The organism is Pantoea sp. X-Soil-ISGK-259 (assembly GCF_059730705.1).
Window position 1 is genome coordinate 3,625,508 of sequence record NZ_AP035986.1, and the last position, 17,453, is coordinate 3,642,960.

The following is a 17,453-nucleotide window of genomic DNA, read 5'->3' on the forward strand; positions in this document are numbered from 1 at the left end:
CTTACTCCTCCACTTTAACCATATAGGAAACCGCGTTGACCATACCGCGTACTGCTGGCGTGTCTTCACGCTCAACGGTGTGGCCAATACGACGCAGACCCAGGCCAACCAGAGTGGCTTTATGCTTAGGCAAGCGGCCGATTGAACTACGGGTTTGAGTGATTTTAATAGTCTTAGCCATCGTGATTACCCCAGAATTTCTTCAACGGATTTACCACGCTTAGCAGCGACCATTTCCGGAGATTTCATATTGCCCAGGCCATCGATAGTTGCACGAACCACGTTAATCGGGTTTGTAGAACCATACGCTTTTGCCAGTACGTTATGAACTCCAGCGACTTCCAGAACGGCGCGCATTGCACCACCGGCAATAATACCGGTACCTTCTGAAGCCGGCTGCATGAACACGCGGGAACCCGTGTGTGCACCTTTAACTGGGTGCTGCAGGGTGCCGTTGGTCAGCGCGACGTTAACCATGTTGCGACGGGCTTTCTCCATCGCTTTCTGGATCGCTGCTGGAACTTCACGCGCTTTACCGTAACCAAAACCTACGCGACCATTACCATCGCCTACCACAGTCAGTGCTGTGAAGGAGAAGATACGACCACCTTTAACAGTTTTAGAAACACGGTTTACCGCGATCAGTTTTTCCTGCAGTTCGCCAGCTTGTTTCTCGATGTGTGCCATCTTAGACCTCTACCTTAGAACTGAAGGCCAGCTTCACGGGCAGCATCTGCCAGTGCCTGGACGCGACCATGATATTGGAAACCGGAACGGTCGAAAGAAACACCAGTGATGCCTTTTTCGATTGCGCGTTCTGCGATAGCTTTACCTACTGCAGCTGCGGCTTCTTTATTACCGGTATACTTCAGTTGTTCAGTGATAGCTTTTTCTACAGTAGAAGCAGCGACCAGAACTTCGGAACCGTTCGGGGCGATTACCTGTGCGTAAATATGACGCGGGGTACGATGTACCACCAGGCGAGTAGCACCCAGCTCTTTGAGCTTGCGACGTGCACGGGTCGCACGACGGATACGAGCAGATTTCTTATCCATAGTGTTACCTTACTTCTTCTTAGCCTCTTTGGTACGCACGACTTCGTCGGCGTAACGGACACCCTTGCCTTTATAAGGCTCAGGACGACGGTAGGCGCGCAGGTCCGCTGCAACCTGACCAATCAGCTGTTTATCAGCGCCTTTCAGCACGATCTCAGTCTGAGTTGGACATTCTGCAGTGATACCCGCGGGCAGCTGGTGATCGACTGGATGAGAAAAGCCCAGAGACAGGTTGACCACGTCGCCTTTAACGGCTGCACGATAACCTACACCAACCAGCTGCAGCTTCTTAGTGAAGCCTTCGGTAACACCGATAACCATTGCGTTCAGCAGCGCGCGAGAAGTACCCGCCTGCGCCCAGCCGTCAACGAAACCTTCGCGCGGAGCGAAAGTCAGAGCGTTGTCAGCATGCTTAACTTCAACAGCATCATTGATAGTACGAGTCAGCTCGCCGTTTTTACCTTTAATCGAAATTACCTGACCGTTGAGTTTTACCTCTACGCCGGCAGGAACAACGACAGGTGCTTTAGCAACACGAGACATATGTATCCTCCGATTACGCTACGTAGCAGATAATTTCGCCACCAAGACCTGCCTGGCGCGCTGCACGATCAGTCATGACACCTTTAGATGTAGAAACTACAGCGATGCCCATACCGGCCATTACCTTTGGCAGCTCATCTTTTTTCTTATAGATGCGCAGACCAGGACGGCTTACTCGCTGAATGCTTTCTACAACAGCTTTGCCCTGGAAATACTTGAGAGTAAGTTCCAGTTCCAGCTTGATGTCGCCTTCGATTTTGAAATCTTCAATATATCCTTCTTCCTTCAGAACGTTGGCAATTGCCAATTTCAGCTTGGAGGAAGGCATGGTGACCGCAACTTTGTTTGCGGCCTGACCGTTACGGATACGGGTCAGCATATCCGCGATCGGATCTTGCATGCTCATCTGTGTTACTCCCGTGATTCAATTGGTGACAATTACCAGCTAGCCTTTTTCAGGCCCGGGATTTCACCGCGCATGGCGGCTTCGCGGACCTTGATACGGCTCAACCCAAACTTCCGCAGGAAACCGTGCGGACGACCTGTTTGACGGCAGCGGTTACGCTGACGCGAAGGGCTGGAATCACGCGGCAGACTCTGCAGCTTCAGAACAGCATCCCAACGATCTTCGTCGGAAGCGTTCACATCAGAGATGATCGCTTTCAGTTCAGCGCGTTTAGCGAAGAATTTGTCTGCTAATTTTGCACGCTTAACTTCGCGTGCTTTCATAGATTGCTTAGCCATTAAGTAACCCTACCTTACTTACGGAACGGGAAGTCAAAGGCAGCCAGCAGAGCACGGCCTTCATCATCAGATTTCGCAGTAGTGGTAATGGTGATATCCAAACCACGAACGCGATCGACTTTGTCGTAGTCGATTTCTGGGAAGATGATCTGCTCACGTACACCCATGCTGTAGTTGCCACGACCATCGAATGACTTAGCGGACAAGCCACGGAAGTCACGGATACGTGGAACAGCAATGGTGACCAGACGCTCAAAGAACTCCCACATGCGCTCGCCACGCAGAGTTACTTTACAGCCGATCGGATAGCCCTGACGGATTTTGAAGCCTGCAACTGATTTGCGTGCTTTGGTGACCAGCGGTTTTTGACCGGAGATTGCTGCCAGGTCAGCTGCTGCGTTATCCAGCAGTTTCTTGTCAGCGATCGCTTCACCAACACCCATGTTCAGGGTGATCTTCTCGACCCGAGGGACTTGCATGACAGAATTGTAGCCAAACTCTGTCATGAGTTTCTGGACTACTTCGTCTTTGTAGTAATCATGCAGTTTCGCCATCGTACTACTCCAAATTACTTGATAGTTTCGCTGTTAGACTTGAAGAAACGGACTTTTTTGCCGTCTTCGAATCTAAAGCCTACACGGTCAGCCTTACCAGTTGCCGCGTTGAACAGTGCAACGTTAGAAACCTGAATAGCAGCTTCTTTTTCAACGATGCCGCCTGGTTGGTTCAGGGCCGGGACCGGCTTCTGATGTTTCTTAACCAGGTTGATACCTTCAACGATGACCTTACCAGAAGACAGGACATTCTTAACTTTACCGCGCTTACCTTTATCTTTACCGGTTAACACGATAACTTCGTCGTTACGACGGATTTTAGCTGCCATTGTTCGCTCCTTAGAGTACTTCTGGTGCCAGAGAGATAATTTTCATGAACTTTTCAGTACGAAGTTCACGAGTTACCGGCCCAAAAATACGCGTACCGATAGGCTGCTCACTGTTATTGTTCAGAATAACGCATGCATTACCATCGAAGCGAATGACAGAACCGTCCGGGCGACGAACACCCTTCCTGGTGCGCACCACTACCGCCTTCAGGACATCACCTTTTTTGACTTTACCACGAGGAATTGCTTCCTTGATGGTAACTTTGATGATGTCACCGACGCCTGCGTAGCGACGGTGCGAGCCACCCAGAACCTTGATACACATTACGCGACGTGCACCGGAGTTGTCGGCGACGTTCAGCATAGTCTGTTCTTGGATCATTTTAGTGCTCCGCTAATGTCAACTACTACTTCGGGACCTAAACCTCAGGTCGTTAGAAAGCCCCATAATTGAGGGCGCGGCATTGTAACACCGGTTCTCACAGATGGGTAGAAAAAATAAACGGCTCTCAATCGAGCCGCTGATTTTCCCTGATGACAGGGAGGGCGTATTCTAGGGAATAGTGCGAACAGTAGCAAATGTAATCTGCCTTATTTTTCGTCGCCTTCCAAATTAAGTGCCCTTCTGACTCAATCAACCAGCTTTCTGGCTAGTTGGTTATGCTGACGCAGTACGGCTGGCAGGTCAATTCCGGCCAGTTCTCCGTTACGCACCCTGACTTTACCGTTAATGATGCTGTAAGCGACCTGGCCGGGATTACAGAATACCAGCGCAGCAACGGGATCGTGCCCTGCCCCGGCAAGACCAATGCGATTGAGGTCAAAAATAGCCAAATCAGCCATCATGCCCGGCGCAATAGCGCCCACGTCATTGCGATTCAGCACTTTTGCTCCCCCCAGCGTCGCCAGTTCGAGTGCCTGACGCGCCGTCATCGCATCCGGGCCGAACCCCACGCGTTGCAGCAGCATGGCCTGACGTACTTCTGCCATCATATCTGCGCTGTCATTGGAGGCAGAACCATCCACCCCCAAACCGACATGTACTCCGGCATCGCACATGTGCCTTATCGGCGCAATGCCCGAGCCGAGACGCATGTTTGAGCACGGACAGTGCGCGATACCTGTCCCTGTACGCGCAAATAACTCAATACCGGGCTGATCCAGTTTGACGCAGTGTGCATGCCAGACATCCGGGCCTACCCAGCCGAGGTCTTCAACATACTGCGCGGGTGTCATGTTGAACTTTTCGCGGCTATATTGGATATCACTGTCATTCTCCGCCAGATGCGTATGCAGAGAGACGTTGAAGCTGCGTGCCAGTGCTGCGGATTGCTTCATCAGCTCACGGCTGACCGAGAACGGTGAACATGGCGCAACCACAATGCGTAGCATCGAGCCATAGCTGTCATCGTGATAGCGCTCAATCACCCGCTGCGTATCCTTCAGAATGGCTGCTTCACTCTCAACCAGCGAATCGGGCGGCAGGCCACCCTGGGATTGACCGACACTCATGCTGCCCCGGCTCGCATGGAAACGCATACCCATTAAGGATGCGGCTTCAATGCTGTCGTCAAGCTTACAACCATTAGGGTAAACATAGAGGTGGTCACTGGTGGTGGTGCAGCCGGAGAGGATCAGCTCGGCCATTGAGACCTGCGTTGACACCTGAATCATCCCGGGCGTTAAATTCTGCCACAGTGGATAGAGGTGAGTCAGCCAGTTGAACAGTTCACCATTTTGCACCGCAGGAATAGCGCGGGTCAGGCTCTGGTACATATGGTGATGCGTATTGATCAGGCCTGGAATAACAATGTGTCCCTGGAGATCAATCACCTCGTCGGCGTTATCAGGTAATGAGTCTGCTTCTCCAACCGCAGCAATTTGATTTCCTTTTATCAAAATACTGGCGTGTCGTATTTCCTGACGGTCAGCATCCATGCAGACCACATAGTCGGCATTCTTCAGTAACAGCGTTCGTGTCATAAACTTGCCTGTGGGTTGTCAGTGGTTATGTGCTATCCGATATTAGCGGCAAGTTTTTGGCTGAGACAATAGCAGGCAGTGCAGTGACAGTTGCTGGGGTGACAGGTAGTGCGGTGAACGGTGAAAACGTTCAACGGTAGCCGACACAATCAATCATGACTCTCCATTTTCAAGACTCATCACTTCCCTGGCGATGATAAACCGCTCGCTCCCGTGTGGCATTTTCAGGTCGCATTGACTGATGAACCGCAGGACCCACGGGCTCCCCGTTAAATTTGTGAACGCTCTCAGACTTGTACAACCACTGGCATGAATGGAACAGGCGAGATACCAGGCAAAAAAAAACCCCCTGCCGAAGCAGAGGGTTTCTCAGAAAAAACAATTCTTATTACAGAACCGCTTTCTCGATTACGCGAACCAGGGTCCAGGATTTAGTCTTGGACAGTGGACGGCATTCGCGGATTTCTACCACGTCACCAATTCCACATTCATTGTTCTCGTCATGGATGTGCAGCTTAGTCGTACGTTTGATGAATTTGCCGTAGATCGGGTGTTTCACAAAACGTTCGATAGCAACAACTGCAGATTTCTGCATTTTGTCACTTACTACACGACCCTGCAGAGTACGGATTTTATCGGTCATTACGAACCCGCCTTCTCAGTCAGTAAAGTCTTAACGCGTGCAACATCACGGCGCACCTGTTTCAGCAGATGGGTCTGCTGCAGTTGGCCAGATGCTGCCTGCATGCGCAGGTTAAATTGCTCACGCAGCAGATTAAGCAGCTCAGTGTTCAGCTCTTCAACGCTTTTTTCACGCAGCTCTGTTGCTTTCATTACATCACCGTCTTAGTTACAAAGGTGGTTTTGATAGGCAGTTTTGCTGCTGCCAGCTTGAATGCTTCACGGGCCAGCTCTTCTGGTACGCCGTCCATTTCATACAGGACTTTACCAGGCTGGATCAGGGCAACCCAATACTCTACGTTACCCTTACCTTTACCCATACGCACTTCCAGCGGCTTCTCGGTGATCGGTTTGTCCGGGAATACTCGGATCCAGATCTTACCTTGACGCTTAACTGCACGGGTCATAGCACGACGTGCTGCTTCGATCTGACGAGCAGTCAGACGACCACGGCCAACAGCTTTCAGACCGAAAGTACCGAAGCTGACATCCGTACCCGCAGCCAGACCGCGGTTACGGCCTTTGTGCACCTTACGGAATTTCGTACGCTTTGGTTGTAACATCAGCGACTCTCCTTACTTACGGCCTTTACGCTGCTGCTTTTTAGGTTGAGCAGCCGGTTCCGGTTGTTCAACAGCAGCCATACCACCCAGGATCTCACCTTTGAAGATCCATACCTTAACGCCGATTACACCATAAGTGGTGTGCGCTTCAGAGGTGTTGTAGTCAATGTCAGCACGCAGTGTGTGCAATGGCACGCGACCTTCACGATACCATTCGGTACGTGCGATCTCGGCGCCACCCAGACGGCCGCTAACTTCGACTTTAATACCCTTCGCGCCAAGACGCATGGCGTTCTGAACCGCACGCTTCATAGCACGACGGAACATCACACGACGCTCCAGCTGTGAAGTGATGCTGTCAGCTACCAGTTTCGCGTCCAGTTCCGGCTTGCGGACTTCGGCGATATTAATCTGTGCAGGAACGCCAGCGATTTTCGCGACGACCGTGCGCAGTTTTTCTACATCTTCGCCTTTCTTACCGATGACGATGCCCGGACGAGCGGTGTGAATAGTCACACGGATGCTCTTCGCAGGACGCTCGATAACGATACGAGAGACAGATGCTTTAGCCAGTTCCTTAGTCAGGAACTGACGTACTTTAAAATCGCTGTCCAGGTTGTCAGCGAATTCATTGGTGTTCGCAAACCAGGTAGAGTTCCATGGTTTTACAATACCCAGGCGAATACCATTAGGATGTACTTTCTGACCCATTGCTAGTCTCCAGAGTCTCAGCGATCGGACACAACCACAGTAATGTGGCTGGTGCGCTTCAGGATGCGATCTGCACGACCTTTGGCACGCGGCATAATGCGTTTCATGGTCGGACCTTCATCAACGAAAATTTTCGTGATTTTCAGATCGTCGATATCAGCGCCATCGTTGTGTTCGGCGTTAGCAATGGCAGATTCCAGAACTTTTTTGACCAGTACAGCCGCTTTCTTATTGGTGTAGGTCAAAATGTCCAGTGCCTGCGACACTTTCTTACCGCGAATCAGGTCAGCAACAAGGCGAACCTTCTGAGCAGAAGAACGAGCGTGGCGATGTTGAGCTAAAGTTTCCATCTCTTCCTCCTACTTATTTCTTCTTGGCTTTTTTATCAGCCGCGTGACCGCGATAAGTACGTGTCGGCGCGAATTCACCCAGTTTGTGACCAACCATTTCGTCGGAAACAAAGACAGGAACGTGCTGACGACCATTATGGACAGCGATGGTCAAACCGATCATGTTAGGAAAGATCGTTGAACGACGGGACCAAGTGCGCAAAGGCTTCTTGTCACCGCTTTCCACCGCTTTCTCTACCTTCTTCAGCAAGTGCAGGTCAATAAAAGGACCTTTCTTGAGAGAACGTGGCATGGCTTATCCTCTAATATTATTTGCTACGGCGACGTACGATAAACTTATCGGTACGCTTGTTGCTACGGGTCTTCTTACCTTTGGTCTGAACGCCCCACGGAGTTACCGGGTGCTTACCAAAGTTACGACCTTCACCACCACCGTGCGGGTGATCAACTGGGTTCATCGCGGTACCACGAACGGTCGGACGAACACCACGCCAACGGGCTGCACCGGCTTTACCCAGAACGCGAAGCATGTGCTCAGCGTTGCCGACTTCGCCCAGTGTTGCGCGGCAGTCAGACTCGACTTTACGCATTTCACCTGAACGCAGACGCAGGGTAACGTAAGAACCTTCACGAGCAACGATCTGCACGTAAGCACCAGCTGAGCGAGCAATCTGACCGCCTTTGCCTGGTTTCATTTCTACGTTATGCACGGTTGAACCCACCGGGATGTTACGCATCGGCAGAGTGTTACCTGCTTTGATCGCAGCATCAACGCCAGATTGAATCTGGTCGCCGGCTTTCAGGCCTTTAGGGGCCAGGATGTAACGGCGCTCGCCGTCTTTGTACAGAACCAGTGCGATGTTCGCAGAGCGGTTCGGATCGTACTCAAGACGTTCAACAACTGCCGGGATACCATCTTTGTTGCGTTTGAAGTCAACAATACGGTAAGCCTGCTTGTGACCACCACCGATATGACGGGTAGTGATACGACCATTGTTGTTACGGCCACCGGATTTGCTGTTTTTTTCTACCAGCGGGGCGAATGGTTTGCCCTTGTGCAGCTCCGCGTTTACCACTTTAACTACATGGCGACGACCCGGAGATGTCGGTTTACATTTAACAACTGCCATTGTCTTTCTCCTCCGACTTACTCAGCGCCGCCAGCGAAGTCCAGATTCTGGCCTTCTTTCAGGGTGACGTAAGCTTTTTTCCAGTCGCTACGACGACCGATACGCTGTCCTTGACGCTTAACTTTGCCCTTAACTACCAGGGTGTTTACGTCTTTAACTTCTACTTCGAACAGTTTCTCAACAGCAGCAACGATCTCTGCTTTGGTCGCGTCATTAGCAACTTTGAGAACGATGGTATTGGTTTTTTCCATCGCGCTAGATGCTTTTTCAGATACGTGCGGCGCGCGCAGTACTTTCAGCAGACGTTCTTCACGGATCATGCCAGCATCTCCTCAACTTGCTTAACTGCATCAGCAGTCATAACGACTTTGTCGAAGGCGATCAGGCTAACTGGGTCGATACCGGATGCATCACGCACGTCAACCTTGTACAGGTTACGCGCAGCCAGGAACAGATTCTCATCCAGTTCACCGGTGATGATCAGCACGTCTTCCAGAGCCATGTCTTTCAGTTTCTGTACCAGCAGCTTGGTTTTCGGTGCTTCTACAGCAAATGATTCGACAACGATCAGACGATCTTGACGTACCAGTTCGGACAGGATGCTTTTCAGCGCGCCGCGGTACATCTTTTTGTTAACTTTTTGACTGTGGTCCTGTGGCTTCGCAGCAAAGGTCACACCACCTGAACGCCAGATTGGGCTCTTTACAGAACCTGCACGCGCACGGCCGGTGCCTTTTTGACGCCATGGCTTTTTGCCTGAACCAGTTACTTCGGCGCGAGTTTTCTGCGCACGAGTACCCTGGCGGGCGCCAGATGCGTAAGCAACAACAACCTGGTGAACCAGCGCTTCGTTGAAATCACGACCGAAGGTAGTTTCGGAAACAGTCAGCGCGCTCTGCGCGTCTTTCAATACTAATTCCATTGCTATCCCCTTACGCCTTCACAGCTGGTTTAACGATCAGGTCGCTACCGGTAGCACCGGGAACTGCACCTTTAACCAGCAGCAGGTTGCGCTCAGCGTCAACACGTACCACGTCCAGACTCTGAACGGTTACGCGCTCATTACCCAGCTGACCTGCCATTTTCTTGCCTTTGAACACTTTGCCCGGAGTCTGGTTCTGACCGATTGAACCCGGAACGCGGTGAGACAAGGAGTTACCGTGAGTAGCGTCCTGGGTACGGAAGTTCCAGCGCTTAACGGTACCGGCGAAACCTTTACCTTTTGAGGTACCGGTTACGTCAACTTTTTTAACTTCAGCGAAAATTTCAACGCTGATGCTCTGACCTACAGAGTATTCTTCACCTTCAGCGGTGCGGAATTCCCACAGGCCACGGCCAGCTTCAACGCCAGCTTTAGCAAAATGACCAGCTTCAGGTTTGGTCACACGGTTTGCTTTTTTAGCACCGGTGGTAACCTGAATTGCCTGGTAACCATCGTTTTCCAGGCCTTTGACCTGAGTAACGCGGTTCGCTTCAACTTCGATTACGGTGACGGGGATAGAAACGCCATCTTCAGTGAAGATGCGGGTCATGCCCACTTTTTTACCGACTAAACCAATCATTGTTTCAACCTCTCAATCGCTCGATGACCTGATTAACCCAGGCTGATCTGCACGTCAACACCGGCAGCCAGATCCAGACGCATCAGAGCATCAACGGTTTTTTCAGTTGGCTCAACGATGTCTACCAGACGCTTGTGAGTGCGGATTTCGTACTGATCACGCGCATCTTTGTTAACGTGCGGAGAGATCAGAACAGTAAAACGCTCTTTGCGGGTTGGCAGCGGGATTGGACCACGAACCTGCGCACCAGTGCGCTTGGCGGTCTCAACGATTTCCGCGGTTGATTGATCGATCAGACGATGATCAAACGCTTTAAGACGGATACGGATTCTTTGGTTCTGCATGAGACCAGAGCTCCAAACTTTTTATAGACGAAAAAAATTACTACTCGAGCCCATTACGATTGATGGGAGAGTGTAATCGTTCAGCATATAACTCCACAATTGGGAGTATTGTCAGGCGGCCTAAAATTCAGCCGTCTGCGATTCTGCTCGAATCGCGCCTGCAATATCTGCAGGCCCGCGCATTATACGTAAATCTGTTCAGGAAGCAACCCGTGTTGCGCTTTTCCCTGCTAAATAGTGGCCGACGTGTGAGGCGCGCGTCGCAGTGAACTGCTTTAAGGCTGATAAATCATGGATTCAATTGTGAGCACATTTCCGGGGTTCCTCATTCGCAGATGACACAGAACAGCAAGCCGGTGAGAGTGTTCGTCACCTTTTACCTGGAGCATAACCATGTCCCTGCCCTTTATTACTCAAATCGCTGTTCTGGCTGGCGGAGGTGCATTAGGAAGCTTTCTGTCTCTGGCCTGTGCGCGCTTCTCTCCTGCCCTCCCTCCTGACCAGTGGTTTGCCTCACTCTGCTTCCCCGGGTCACGGTGCACCCATTGTCAGCAGCGCCTGCTATGGCGCGATAAACTGCCTCTGGTCAGCTGGCCAGTCTTAAAAGGACGGTGTCGTTTCTGCAATCAGCTATTCAGCGAATCGAGCTTTGTCATGGAATGTCTGACTGCAATGCTCTGTCTGCTGGTGCTACAAAGCTTTACCCATTCTGCAGACGCGATTTTTATTATTGCGGCCTCTGGCCTGTTGCTACTGGTGGCGGCTATTGATTGTCGCCACTACTGTATACCCGACCCGCTGAGCTATCTGCTGCTCTGGCTGGGATTACTGCACGCCTCACTAACCGGAAATGAAACAGCGGCGATATGGGGCGCCCTGACTGGATACTGTGCGTTGTGGCTGCTTGCCTGGGGCTATCGGCTGGTAAGGGGGTTTGAAGGATTAGGCTATGGCGATATCAAGCTTTTTGCAGCGCTAGGTGCCTGCTGTGGCTGGCAGGCATTACCCTGGATTGCGCTGGGTGCTACAGTTCTGGCGTTAGCGACCATCGTGATGTTGCAACGACGGGGCGTAGTCCAGATGGACAGCCCGCTACCCTTTGGGCCGTTCCTGGCCATTGCGGGCTGGGTGATGCTTGTACTTCAGGCGCGGTTCACTCTTCTTTGATTTGAGCCTGCAAATAGTTCTGGATGCCCATCCTCTGGATGAGCTCAAGCTCCGTCTCAATCCAGTCGATGTGGTGTTCTTCATCCGCCAGGATTTCAATCATCATGTCACGGCTGACGTAATCATGAACTTTATCAGCATAGGAGATCGCTTCACGAAGATCTTTAGCGCCTTCCAGCTCCAGATTCAGGTCTGAACTCAGCATCTCCTCAACGTCTTCTCCAATACGCAGACGTCCCAGATCCTGAAGATTTGGAATGCCTTCAAGAAAAAGAATGCGCTCAATATATTTGTCAGCATGCTTCATCTCATCGATTGATTCGTGATACTCCACATCATTGAGGCGCATCAGTCCCCAGTTTTTAAACATGCGTGCATGCAGAAAGTACTGGTTGATAGCAACCAGTTCATTTCCAAGCAGTTTATTGAGATGACTAATAACTTTGATATCACCCTTCATTGTTAACCCTCCGCGTCTGATTTATTAGAGCGTAGATGCGGTTAAAAAGAAGTCAAAAAAGCGTGACAGATATTGTGGGTATTCACACACCGATGTTCGTCAGGCTATCTCTTTATAGAGTGGCGGATTTTGCATCTCTTCATCCAGGATTTCACGCGCAGCACGAACGCATTTGCCGCATTGTTTGCCTACTGGCACAAACTGACGCAGTTGCTGGATAGACTCAGGCTGATAGCGACGCACGACTTCACGAAGGGTTTTATCACTGATGGCATTACAAAGGCAGACGTACATTGATTCATCACTCTGGTACATTTTCTATACACAGTGTAAATGCGAATAGTTTTTATTTCAAACCCACCCTTTGCAGGGTTATGGCTTATTCAGAGCAAAAAAAAAGAGCACCGAAGTGCTCTTTTATCTGTGTTGCAGTGGCCGTTTGCACGACTACAGCAGATATCACAATTAAGCGATAACTTTAGCAACAACACCCGCGCCAACGGTACGGCCACCTTCGCGGATTGCGAAGCGCAGACCTTCGTCCATTGCGATTGGGTGGATCAGGGTAACAACCATTTTGATGTTGTCGCCTGGCATGACCATTTCAACGCCTTCTGGCAGCTCTACTGAGCCGGTTACGTCAGTTGTACGGAAGTAGAACTGTGGACGATAGCCTTTGAAGAACGGAGTATGGCGACCACCTTCGTCTTTAGACAGAACGTAAACTTCTGACTCGAACTGGGTGTGTGGCTTGATTGAGCCTGGCTTAGCCAGAACCTGGCCACGCTGGATGTCTTCACGCTTGATACCGCGCAGCAGAACACCACAGTTTTCGCCTGCCTGACCCTGGTCCAGCAGCTTACGGAACATCTCAACACCGGTACAGGTTGATTTCGCAGTATCTTTGATACCAACGATTTCAACTTCGTCGCCGACTTTAACGATGCCGCGCTCAACACGACCGGTAACAACAGTACCACGGCCAGAGATTGAGAATACGTCTTCGATTGGCAGCAGGAACGGCATGTCGATCGCACGCTGTGGTTCTGGGATGTAGTTATCCAGATGCTCAGCCAGTTCGATGATTTTCGCTTCCCACTCAGCTTCGCCTTCCAGCGCTTTCAGAGCAGAACCACGAACGATTGGAGTGTCGTCGCCTGGGAAGTCATATGCTGACAGCAGGTCACGAACTTCCATTTCTACCAGTTCCAGCAGCTCTTCATCATCAACCATGTCACACTTGTTCAGGAACACGATGATGTAAGGAACGCCAACCTGACGACCCAGCAGGATGTGCTCACGGGTCTGTGGCATTGGGCCATCAGTCGCAGCAACAACCAGGATCGCGCCGTCCATCTGCGCAGCACCGGTGATCATGTTTTTCACATAGTCGGCGTGGCCTGGGCAGTCAACGTGCGCATAGTGGCGGGTTGGGGTTTCATACTCAACGTGTGAAGTGTTGATGGTGATACCACGTGCTTTCTCTTCTGGTGCGTTATCGATCTGATCGAATGCACGAGCCTGGCCGCCGTAAGTTTTAGACAGTACGGTGGTGATAGCTGCAGTCAGGGTGGTTTTACCGTGGTCGACGTGACCGATGGTGCCCACGTTTACGTGCAGTTTGTTACGCTGAAATTGCTCTTTCGCCATGGCGATAATTCCTTACGTTGTGCCTTCACCCTTTAGGTAAAGGCATCAGTTCAAATTTAAACCGTAGCTTATTTGCTACGAGCTTCAATAACGGCCTGCGCTACGTTGTTCGGCGCATCGTCATACTTCAGGAACTCCATGGAGTAAGAAGCACGACCTTTGGTCAGAGAACGCAGCTGAGTTGCGTATCCGAACATCTCAGACAACGGAACTTCAGCGTGAATCTGAACGCCAGTAGCGTTAGATTCCTGCCCTTTAAGCATACCACGACGACGGCTAAGGTCACCGATGACATCACCCGTGTTCTCTTCTGGCGTTTCAACTTCAACCTTCATGATAGGCTCAAGCAGGACTGGTGTCGCTTGTTTAAAGCCTTGTTTGAAGGCAATAGACGCGGCCAGTTTGAACGCCAGTTCTGAGGAGTCAACATCGTGGTAAGAACCGAAGTGCAGACGCACGCCCAGATCCACAACCGGATAGCCGGCCAGAGGGCCTGATTTCAGCTGTTCCTGAATACCTTTGTCAACCGCAGGGATGTATTCACCAGGAATCACACCACCTTTGATATCGTTGACGAATTCGTAACCTTTCGGGTTAGAACCTGGCTCCAGTGGGTACATGTCGATAACAACATGACCGTACTGACCACGACCACCAGACTGCTTGGCGTGTTTACCTTCAACATCGGTAACTTTGTTACGAATCGCTTCACGATAAGCAACCTGTGGTTTACCCACGTTCGCTTCAACGTTGAACTCACGCTTCATACGGTCAACGATGATGTCGAGGTGCAATTCACCCATACCAGCGATGATGGTCTGGTTAGATTCTTCATCAGTCCATACGCGGAATGATGGGTCTTCTTTCGCCAGACGGCCCAGAGCCAGACCCATTTTTTCCTGGTCAGCTTTGGTTTTCGGTTCAACGGCGATAGAGATTACCGGCTCCGGGAACTCCATGCGCTCAAGGATGATGACGTTATCTGGGTCACACAGGGTGTCACCAGTGGTCACATCTTTCAGGCCGATCGCAGCTGCGATATCACCCGCACGAACTTCTTTAATCTCTTCACGCTTGTTAGCGTGCATCTGAACGATACGGCCCAGACGCTCACGGTTTGATTTAACCGGGTTGAATACGGTATCACCCGTGTTAACAACACCAGAGTAAACGCGGAAGAACGTCAGGTTACCCACGAATGGGTCGGTAGCGATTTTGAACGCCAGTGCAGCAAACGGCTCGTTGTCATCAGAGTGACGAACAGCCGGCGTGTCTTTACCGTCGTCCAGCATACCGTTAATCGCGGTAACGTCAGTCGGTGCTGGCAGATATTCAACAACTGCATCCAGCATCGCCTGAACACCTTTGTTCTTAAATGCAGAACCACAGGTTACCAGGATGATTTCGTTGTTCAGAACACGCTTACGCAGAGATGTTTTGATCTCTTCTTCAGTCAGTTCTTCACCACCGAAGAATTTCTCCATCAGCTCATCAGAGCCTTCAGCAGCGGCTTCAACCAGCTTCGCATGCCATTCTTCAGCCAGTTCCTGCATATCAGCTGGGATATCTTCGTAGTCGAAGGTTACACCCTGATCTGCGTCGTTCCAGTTGATTGCTTTCATTTTCACCAGGTCAACAACACCGGTGAATTTCTCTTCTGCGCCGATAGCCAGCTGCAGAGGAACTGGAGTCGCGCCCAGACGAACTTCCATCTGTTTAACAACTTTCAGGAAGTTAGCACCCATGCGGTCCATTTTGTTAACGAACGCAATGCGTGGAACTTTATATTTGTTAGCCTGACGCCATACGGTCTCAGACTGTGGCTGAACGCCACCAACTGCACAGTAAACCATTACCGCGCCATCAAGCACACGCATAGAACGTTCAACTTCGATGGTGAAGTCAACGTGTCCTGGGGTGTCGATGATGTTGATGTGGTGTGGTTCGAACTGCTTTGCCATACCAGACCAGTAACAGGTGGTCGCAGCGGAAGTGATGGTAATACCACGTTCCTGTTCCTGCTCCATCCAGTCCATGGTTGCTGCGCCGTCATGTACTTCACCGATTTTGTGGTTTACACCGGTGTAGAACAGAACGCGTTCGGTAGTGGTAGTCTTACCGGCGTCGATGTGCGCACTGATACCGATGTTACGGTAGCGGGCAATGGGTGTTTTACGAGCCATTTGATTCCTCTGATTCTCGGGCGTTCAAGGTAAGTCGACCCCAGCGGGTTGGCTAATTGAGCGCCCGCTGGTTTAACTACGTGGTAATTACCAACGGTAGTGTGCGAACGCCTTGTTGGCTTCTGCCATGCGGTGAACGTCTTCACGTTTCTTCACTGCAGTACCTTTGTTCTCTGCAGCATCAGAAAGTTCGTTCGCCAGGCGAAGAGCCATTGATTTATCACCGCGTTTACGAGCAGCATCTACGATCCAGCGCATTGCCAGAGCATTACGACGAACCGGGCGGACTTCAACTGGTACCTGATAAGTAGAACCACCAACGCGACGTGACTTAACTTCGACAGTCGGACGCACGTTTTCCAGGGCTACTTCAAAAGATTCCAGTGCGTTTTTACCTGAACGCTGAGCCAGGGTCTCGAGCGCGGTATAAACGATTGATTCTGCAGTAGATTTTTTACCATCTACCATCAGGATATTTACAAATTTGGCCAGCAGCTCTGATCCGAACTTAGGATCTGGCAGAATTTTACGCTGACCAATGACGCGACGACGTGGCATGGAAATACTCCGTTGTTAATTCAGGATTGTCCAAAACTCTATGAGTTTATTATGACATTTAATTTAAAACGTTTGGCCTTACTTAACGGAGAACCATTAAGCCTTTGGCTTCTTCACGCCGTACTTGGAGCGAGCCTGCTTACGGTCTTTAACACCTGAGCAGTCAAGCGCGCCACGAACGGTGTGGTAACGCACACCTGGCAGGTCTTTTACACGACCGCCACGGATCAGGATCACGGAGTGTTCCTGCAGGTTATGACCTTCACCACCAATGTAGGAGGTAACTTCAAAACCGTTGGTCAAACGCACACGGCAGACTTTACGCAGTGCGGAGTTTGGTTTCTTAGGAGTGGTGGTGTACACACGAGTACAAACGCCACGTTTTTGCGGGCAAGCTTCCAGCGCCGGCACGTTGCTCTTTGCAACTTTGCGGACGCGTGGTTTGCGAACCAGCTGGTTAACTGTTGCCATTAAATAGCTCCTGGATTTGCTTTTGCTTCGTAAACACGTAATAAATCGCCTCGTAGAATTACGAGGAGGCAGAATTTTAGGGCTGAGTCAAAGGGGTGTCAAGAAATAACCAGGTTTTAGCCGATTACCACACGATTTGTTGCTGATGCCTGATCGTTAGCGTGACAAAGCCATTATAGTCTATTGACTGTACGCTGCTCGAAATTTGTCCAGCGAGACCTCGAGCCTGAACATCTTCGTCCAGCACCCACAGCGTCAGGCCGCTCTCTGAGAGCCGCATTAATGCACGGCTTCCGGTTAAGGCGGCCAGCACTCCATCCTGCAACAGCAGCAGGTCATCTCCGGCGCCCGCCATTAAAAGCAGAGTATCAAGATCACTGTAGGCCGGTGAGTGCATTAAAGTGTGCAGCATTAA

At 50.8% G+C, this 17,453-nt stretch carries 29 protein-coding genes; 1 reads left to right on the top strand and 28 read right to left on the bottom strand.

Going from position 1 to position 17,453, the window contains the following annotated elements; translation table 11 throughout:
- Nucleotide 1: 1 nt before the first annotated feature.
- From rpmD to rpsJ, 21 genes are all read right to left on the bottom strand, one after another.
- Nucleotides 2-181 carry a 50S ribosomal protein L30 gene (rpmD, locus tag AC6I77_RS17245; RefSeq protein ID WP_003850166.1) on the bottom strand — a complete coding sequence of 60 codons (180 nt, stop codon included), beginning with the start codon at nt 179-181 and terminating at the stop codon, nt 2-4.
- A gap of 5 nt (nt 182-186) precedes the next feature.
- Nucleotides 187-687, bottom strand: coding sequence for a 30S ribosomal protein S5 (rpsE, locus tag AC6I77_RS17250; protein ID WP_003850164.1), 501 nt, complete (start codon nt 685-687; stop codon nt 187-189).
- Nucleotides 688-701: 14 nt separating this feature from the next.
- The gene (gene rplR, locus AC6I77_RS17255; protein WP_003850163.1) at nt 702-1,055 is read right to left on the bottom strand and encodes a 50S ribosomal protein L18; all 354 of its coding nucleotides are present in this window, start codon (nt 1,053-1,055) and stop codon (nt 702-704) included.
- A 9-nt stretch (nt 1,056-1,064) separates the two neighbouring features.
- Nucleotides 1,065-1,598: a 50S ribosomal protein L6 gene (gene rplF, locus AC6I77_RS17260; RefSeq protein WP_003850161.1), complete on the bottom strand. Its 534-nt coding sequence runs from the start codon at nt 1,596-1,598 to the stop codon at nt 1,065-1,067.
- 13 nt (nt 1,599-1,611) lie between these two features.
- Nucleotides 1,612-2,004, bottom strand: a complete 393-nt coding sequence (gene rpsH / locus AC6I77_RS17265; RefSeq protein ID WP_003850158.1) for a 30S ribosomal protein S8 — start codon at nt 2,002-2,004, stop codon at nt 1,612-1,614.
- 32 nt (nt 2,005-2,036) lie between these two features.
- Nucleotides 2,037-2,342, bottom strand: a complete 306-nt coding sequence (gene rpsN / locus AC6I77_RS17270) for a 30S ribosomal protein S14 (protein ID WP_008927132.1) — start codon at nt 2,340-2,342, stop codon at nt 2,037-2,039.
- Nucleotides 2,343-2,356: 14 nt separating this feature from the next.
- The gene (rplE, locus tag AC6I77_RS17275) at nt 2,357-2,896 is read right to left on the bottom strand and encodes a 50S ribosomal protein L5 (protein ID WP_003850155.1); all 540 of its coding nucleotides are present in this window, start codon (nt 2,894-2,896) and stop codon (nt 2,357-2,359) included.
- A 14-nt stretch (nt 2,897-2,910) separates the two neighbouring features.
- Nucleotides 2,911-3,225: a 50S ribosomal protein L24 gene (gene rplX / locus AC6I77_RS17280; protein ID WP_003850150.1), complete on the bottom strand. Its 315-nt coding sequence runs from the start codon at nt 3,223-3,225 to the stop codon at nt 2,911-2,913.
- Between the two features lie 10 nt (nt 3,226-3,235).
- Nucleotides 3,236-3,607: a 50S ribosomal protein L14 gene (gene rplN, locus AC6I77_RS17285; protein ID WP_006120590.1), complete on the bottom strand. Its 372-nt coding sequence runs from the start codon at nt 3,605-3,607 to the stop codon at nt 3,236-3,238.
- 248 nt (nt 3,608-3,855) lie between these two features.
- Nucleotides 3,856-5,208, bottom strand: a complete 1,353-nt coding sequence (locus AC6I77_RS17290; protein WP_039660528.1) for an 8-oxoguanine deaminase — start codon at nt 5,206-5,208, stop codon at nt 3,856-3,858.
- A gap of 388 nt (nt 5,209-5,596) precedes the next feature.
- The gene (gene rpsQ, locus AC6I77_RS17295; RefSeq protein WP_003850147.1) at nt 5,597-5,851 is read right to left on the bottom strand and encodes a 30S ribosomal protein S17; all 255 of its coding nucleotides are present in this window, start codon (nt 5,849-5,851) and stop codon (nt 5,597-5,599) included.
- Nucleotides 5,851-6,042 (bottom strand): 50S ribosomal protein L29, encoded by a 192-nt coding sequence (gene rpmC / locus AC6I77_RS17300; RefSeq protein ID WP_003850146.1) that lies wholly within the window; start codon nt 6,040-6,042, stop codon nt 5,851-5,853. Before rpmC ends, rpsQ begins: the two co-directional genes overlap by 1 nt.
- Nucleotides 6,042-6,452 (bottom strand): 50S ribosomal protein L16, encoded by a 411-nt coding sequence (gene rplP, locus AC6I77_RS17305; RefSeq protein WP_008927134.1) that lies wholly within the window; start codon nt 6,450-6,452, stop codon nt 6,042-6,044. The genes rpmC and rplP overlap by 1 nt, the downstream gene beginning before the upstream one ends.
- Nucleotides 6,453-6,464: 12 nt before the next feature.
- Nucleotides 6,465-7,163 (bottom strand): 30S ribosomal protein S3, encoded by a 699-nt coding sequence (gene rpsC, locus AC6I77_RS17310; protein ID WP_008927135.1) that lies wholly within the window; start codon nt 7,161-7,163, stop codon nt 6,465-6,467.
- A 17-nt stretch (nt 7,164-7,180) separates the two neighbouring features.
- Nucleotides 7,181-7,513: a 50S ribosomal protein L22 gene (gene rplV / locus AC6I77_RS17315; RefSeq protein ID WP_008927136.1), complete on the bottom strand. Its 333-nt coding sequence runs from the start codon at nt 7,511-7,513 to the stop codon at nt 7,181-7,183.
- 13 nt (nt 7,514-7,526) lie between these two features.
- The gene (rpsS, locus tag AC6I77_RS17320; protein WP_001138115.1) at nt 7,527-7,805 is read right to left on the bottom strand and encodes a 30S ribosomal protein S19; all 279 of its coding nucleotides are present in this window, start codon (nt 7,803-7,805) and stop codon (nt 7,527-7,529) included.
- A gap of 16 nt (nt 7,806-7,821) precedes the next feature.
- Nucleotides 7,822-8,643: a 50S ribosomal protein L2 gene (rplB, locus tag AC6I77_RS17325; RefSeq protein WP_008927137.1), complete on the bottom strand. Its 822-nt coding sequence runs from the start codon at nt 8,641-8,643 to the stop codon at nt 7,822-7,824.
- Between the two features lie 17 nt (nt 8,644-8,660).
- A complete protein-coding gene (gene rplW, locus AC6I77_RS17330; protein ID WP_003850708.1) occupies nt 8,661-8,963 on the bottom strand; it encodes a 50S ribosomal protein L23 in 303 nt (100 codons plus the stop codon).
- Nucleotides 8,960-9,565, bottom strand: a complete 606-nt coding sequence (gene rplD / locus AC6I77_RS17335; RefSeq protein WP_003850711.1) for a 50S ribosomal protein L4 — start codon at nt 9,563-9,565, stop codon at nt 8,960-8,962. The genes rplW and rplD overlap by 4 nt, the downstream gene beginning before the upstream one ends.
- A gap of 10 nt (nt 9,566-9,575) precedes the next feature.
- Entirely contained in the window at nt 9,576-10,205 is a 630-nt protein-coding gene (gene rplC / locus AC6I77_RS17340) for a 50S ribosomal protein L3 (protein WP_003850712.1), read from the bottom strand.
- A 32-nt stretch (nt 10,206-10,237) separates the two neighbouring features.
- Entirely contained in the window at nt 10,238-10,549 is a 312-nt protein-coding gene (gene rpsJ / locus AC6I77_RS17345) for a 30S ribosomal protein S10 (RefSeq protein WP_001181005.1), read from the bottom strand.
- 393 nt (nt 10,550-10,942) lie between these two features.
- On the opposite strand from rpsJ, the gene AC6I77_RS17350 reads away from it, so the two are divergent.
- On the top strand, nt 10,943-11,716 hold the full coding sequence (locus tag AC6I77_RS17350; RefSeq protein WP_003850715.1) for a prepilin peptidase: 774 nt from the start codon (nt 10,943-10,945) through the stop codon (nt 11,714-11,716).
- Here AC6I77_RS17350 and bfr read toward each other — a convergent pair.
- The 7 genes from bfr to tusB all read right to left on the bottom strand — a co-directional run bounded on the left by bfr (nt 11,703) and on the right by tusB (nt 17,450).
- On the bottom strand, nt 11,703-12,176 hold the full coding sequence (gene bfr / locus AC6I77_RS17355; protein ID WP_008927139.1) for a bacterioferritin: 474 nt from the start codon (nt 12,174-12,176) through the stop codon (nt 11,703-11,705). The genes AC6I77_RS17350 and bfr overlap by 14 nt on opposite strands.
- Nucleotides 12,177-12,275: 99 nt before the next feature.
- The gene (gene bfd, locus AC6I77_RS17360) at nt 12,276-12,470 is read right to left on the bottom strand and encodes a bacterioferritin-associated ferredoxin (RefSeq protein WP_008927140.1); all 195 of its coding nucleotides are present in this window, start codon (nt 12,468-12,470) and stop codon (nt 12,276-12,278) included.
- Nucleotides 12,471-12,641: 171 nt separating this feature from the next.
- Nucleotides 12,642-13,826, bottom strand: coding sequence for an elongation factor Tu (gene tuf / locus AC6I77_RS17365; protein WP_105099977.1), 1,185 nt, complete (start codon nt 13,824-13,826; stop codon nt 12,642-12,644).
- Nucleotides 13,827-13,894: 68 nt separating this feature from the next.
- Nucleotides 13,895-16,009 carry an elongation factor G gene (gene fusA, locus AC6I77_RS17370; RefSeq protein WP_003852908.1) on the bottom strand — a complete coding sequence of 705 codons (2,115 nt, stop codon included), beginning with the start codon at nt 16,007-16,009 and terminating at the stop codon, nt 13,895-13,897.
- 87 nt (nt 16,010-16,096) lie between these two features.
- Nucleotides 16,097-16,567, bottom strand: coding sequence for a 30S ribosomal protein S7 (gene rpsG, locus AC6I77_RS17375; protein ID WP_003852909.1), 471 nt, complete (start codon nt 16,565-16,567; stop codon nt 16,097-16,099).
- Nucleotides 16,568-16,663: 96 nt separating this feature from the next.
- Nucleotides 16,664-17,038: a 30S ribosomal protein S12 gene (gene rpsL, locus AC6I77_RS17380; protein WP_003852912.1), complete on the bottom strand. Its 375-nt coding sequence runs from the start codon at nt 17,036-17,038 to the stop codon at nt 16,664-16,666.
- Between the two features lie 124 nt (nt 17,039-17,162).
- A complete protein-coding gene (gene tusB / locus AC6I77_RS17385; protein ID WP_003852914.1) occupies nt 17,163-17,450 on the bottom strand; it encodes a sulfurtransferase complex subunit TusB in 288 nt (95 codons plus the stop codon).
- Between the last annotated feature and the right edge of the window lie 3 nt (nt 17,451-17,453).

Coding starts and splice junctions, on each gene's coding strand:
- rpmD (WP_003850166.1), bottom strand. CDS start 181: ATGGCTAAGACTATTAAAATCACTCAAACCCGTAGTTCAATCGGCCGC.
- rpsE (WP_003850164.1), bottom strand. CDS start 687: ATGGCACACATCGAGAAACAAGCTGGCGAACTGCAGGAAAAACTGATC.
- rplR (WP_003850163.1), bottom strand. CDS start 1,055: ATGGATAAGAAATCTGCTCGTATCCGTCGTGCGACCCGTGCACGTCGC.
- rplF (WP_003850161.1), bottom strand. CDS start 1,598: ATGTCTCGTGTTGCTAAAGCACCTGTCGTTGTTCCTGCCGGCGTAGAG.
- rpsH (WP_003850158.1), bottom strand. CDS start 2,004: ATGAGCATGCAAGATCCGATCGCGGATATGCTGACCCGTATCCGTAAC.
- rpsN (WP_008927132.1), bottom strand. CDS start 2,342: ATGGCTAAGCAATCTATGAAAGCACGCGAAGTTAAGCGTGCAAAATTA.
- rplE (WP_003850155.1), bottom strand. CDS start 2,896: ATGGCGAAACTGCATGATTACTACAAAGACGAAGTAGTCCAGAAACTC.
- rplX (WP_003850150.1), bottom strand. CDS start 3,225: ATGGCAGCTAAAATCCGTCGTAACGACGAAGTTATCGTGTTAACCGGT.
- rplN (WP_006120590.1), bottom strand. CDS start 3,607: ATGATCCAAGAACAGACTATGCTGAACGTCGCCGACAACTCCGGTGCA.
- AC6I77_RS17290 (WP_039660528.1), bottom strand. CDS start 5,208: ATGACACGAACGCTGTTACTGAAGAATGCCGACTATGTGGTCTGCATG.
- rpsQ (WP_003850147.1), bottom strand. CDS start 5,851: ATGACCGATAAAATCCGTACTCTGCAGGGTCGTGTAGTAAGTGACAAA.
- rpmC (WP_003850146.1), bottom strand. CDS start 6,042: ATGAAAGCAACAGAGCTGCGTGAAAAAAGCGTTGAAGAGCTGAACACT.
- rplP (WP_008927134.1), bottom strand. CDS start 6,452: ATGTTACAACCAAAGCGTACGAAATTCCGTAAGGTGCACAAAGGCCGT.
- rpsC (WP_008927135.1), bottom strand. CDS start 7,163: ATGGGTCAGAAAGTACATCCTAATGGTATTCGCCTGGGTATTGTAAAA.
- rplV (WP_008927136.1), bottom strand. CDS start 7,513: ATGGAAACTTTAGCTCAACATCGCCACGCTCGTTCTTCTGCTCAGAAG.
- rpsS (WP_001138115.1), bottom strand. CDS start 7,805: ATGCCACGTTCTCTCAAGAAAGGTCCTTTTATTGACCTGCACTTGCTG.
- rplB (WP_008927137.1), bottom strand. CDS start 8,643: ATGGCAGTTGTTAAATGTAAACCGACATCTCCGGGTCGTCGCCATGTA.
- rplW (WP_003850708.1), bottom strand. CDS start 8,963: ATGATCCGTGAAGAACGTCTGCTGAAAGTACTGCGCGCGCCGCACGTA.
- rplD (WP_003850711.1), bottom strand. CDS start 9,565: ATGGAATTAGTATTGAAAGACGCGCAGAGCGCGCTGACTGTTTCCGAA.
- rplC (WP_003850712.1), bottom strand. CDS start 10,205: ATGATTGGTTTAGTCGGTAAAAAAGTGGGCATGACCCGCATCTTCACT.
- rpsJ (WP_001181005.1), bottom strand. CDS start 10,549: ATGCAGAACCAAAGAATCCGTATCCGTCTTAAAGCGTTTGATCATCGT.
- AC6I77_RS17350 (WP_003850715.1), top strand. CDS start 10,943: ATGTCCCTGCCCTTTATTACTCAAATCGCTGTTCTGGCTGGCGGAGGT.
- bfr (WP_008927139.1), bottom strand. CDS start 12,176: ATGAAGGGTGATATCAAAGTTATTAGTCATCTCAATAAACTGCTTGGA.
- bfd (WP_008927140.1), bottom strand. CDS start 12,470: ATGTACGTCTGCCTTTGTAATGCCATCAGTGATAAAACCCTTCGTGAA.
- tuf (WP_105099977.1), bottom strand. CDS start 13,826: ATGGCGAAAGAGCAATTTCAGCGTAACAAACTGCACGTAAACGTGGGC.
- fusA (WP_003852908.1), bottom strand. CDS start 16,009: ATGGCTCGTAAAACACCCATTGCCCGCTACCGTAACATCGGTATCAGT.
- rpsG (WP_003852909.1), bottom strand. CDS start 16,567: ATGCCACGTCGTCGCGTCATTGGTCAGCGTAAAATTCTGCCAGATCCT.
- rpsL (WP_003852912.1), bottom strand. CDS start 17,038: ATGGCAACAGTTAACCAGCTGGTTCGCAAACCACGCGTCCGCAAAGTT.
- tusB (WP_003852914.1), bottom strand. CDS start 17,450: ATGCTGCACACTTTAATGCACTCACCGGCCTACAGTGATCTTGATACT.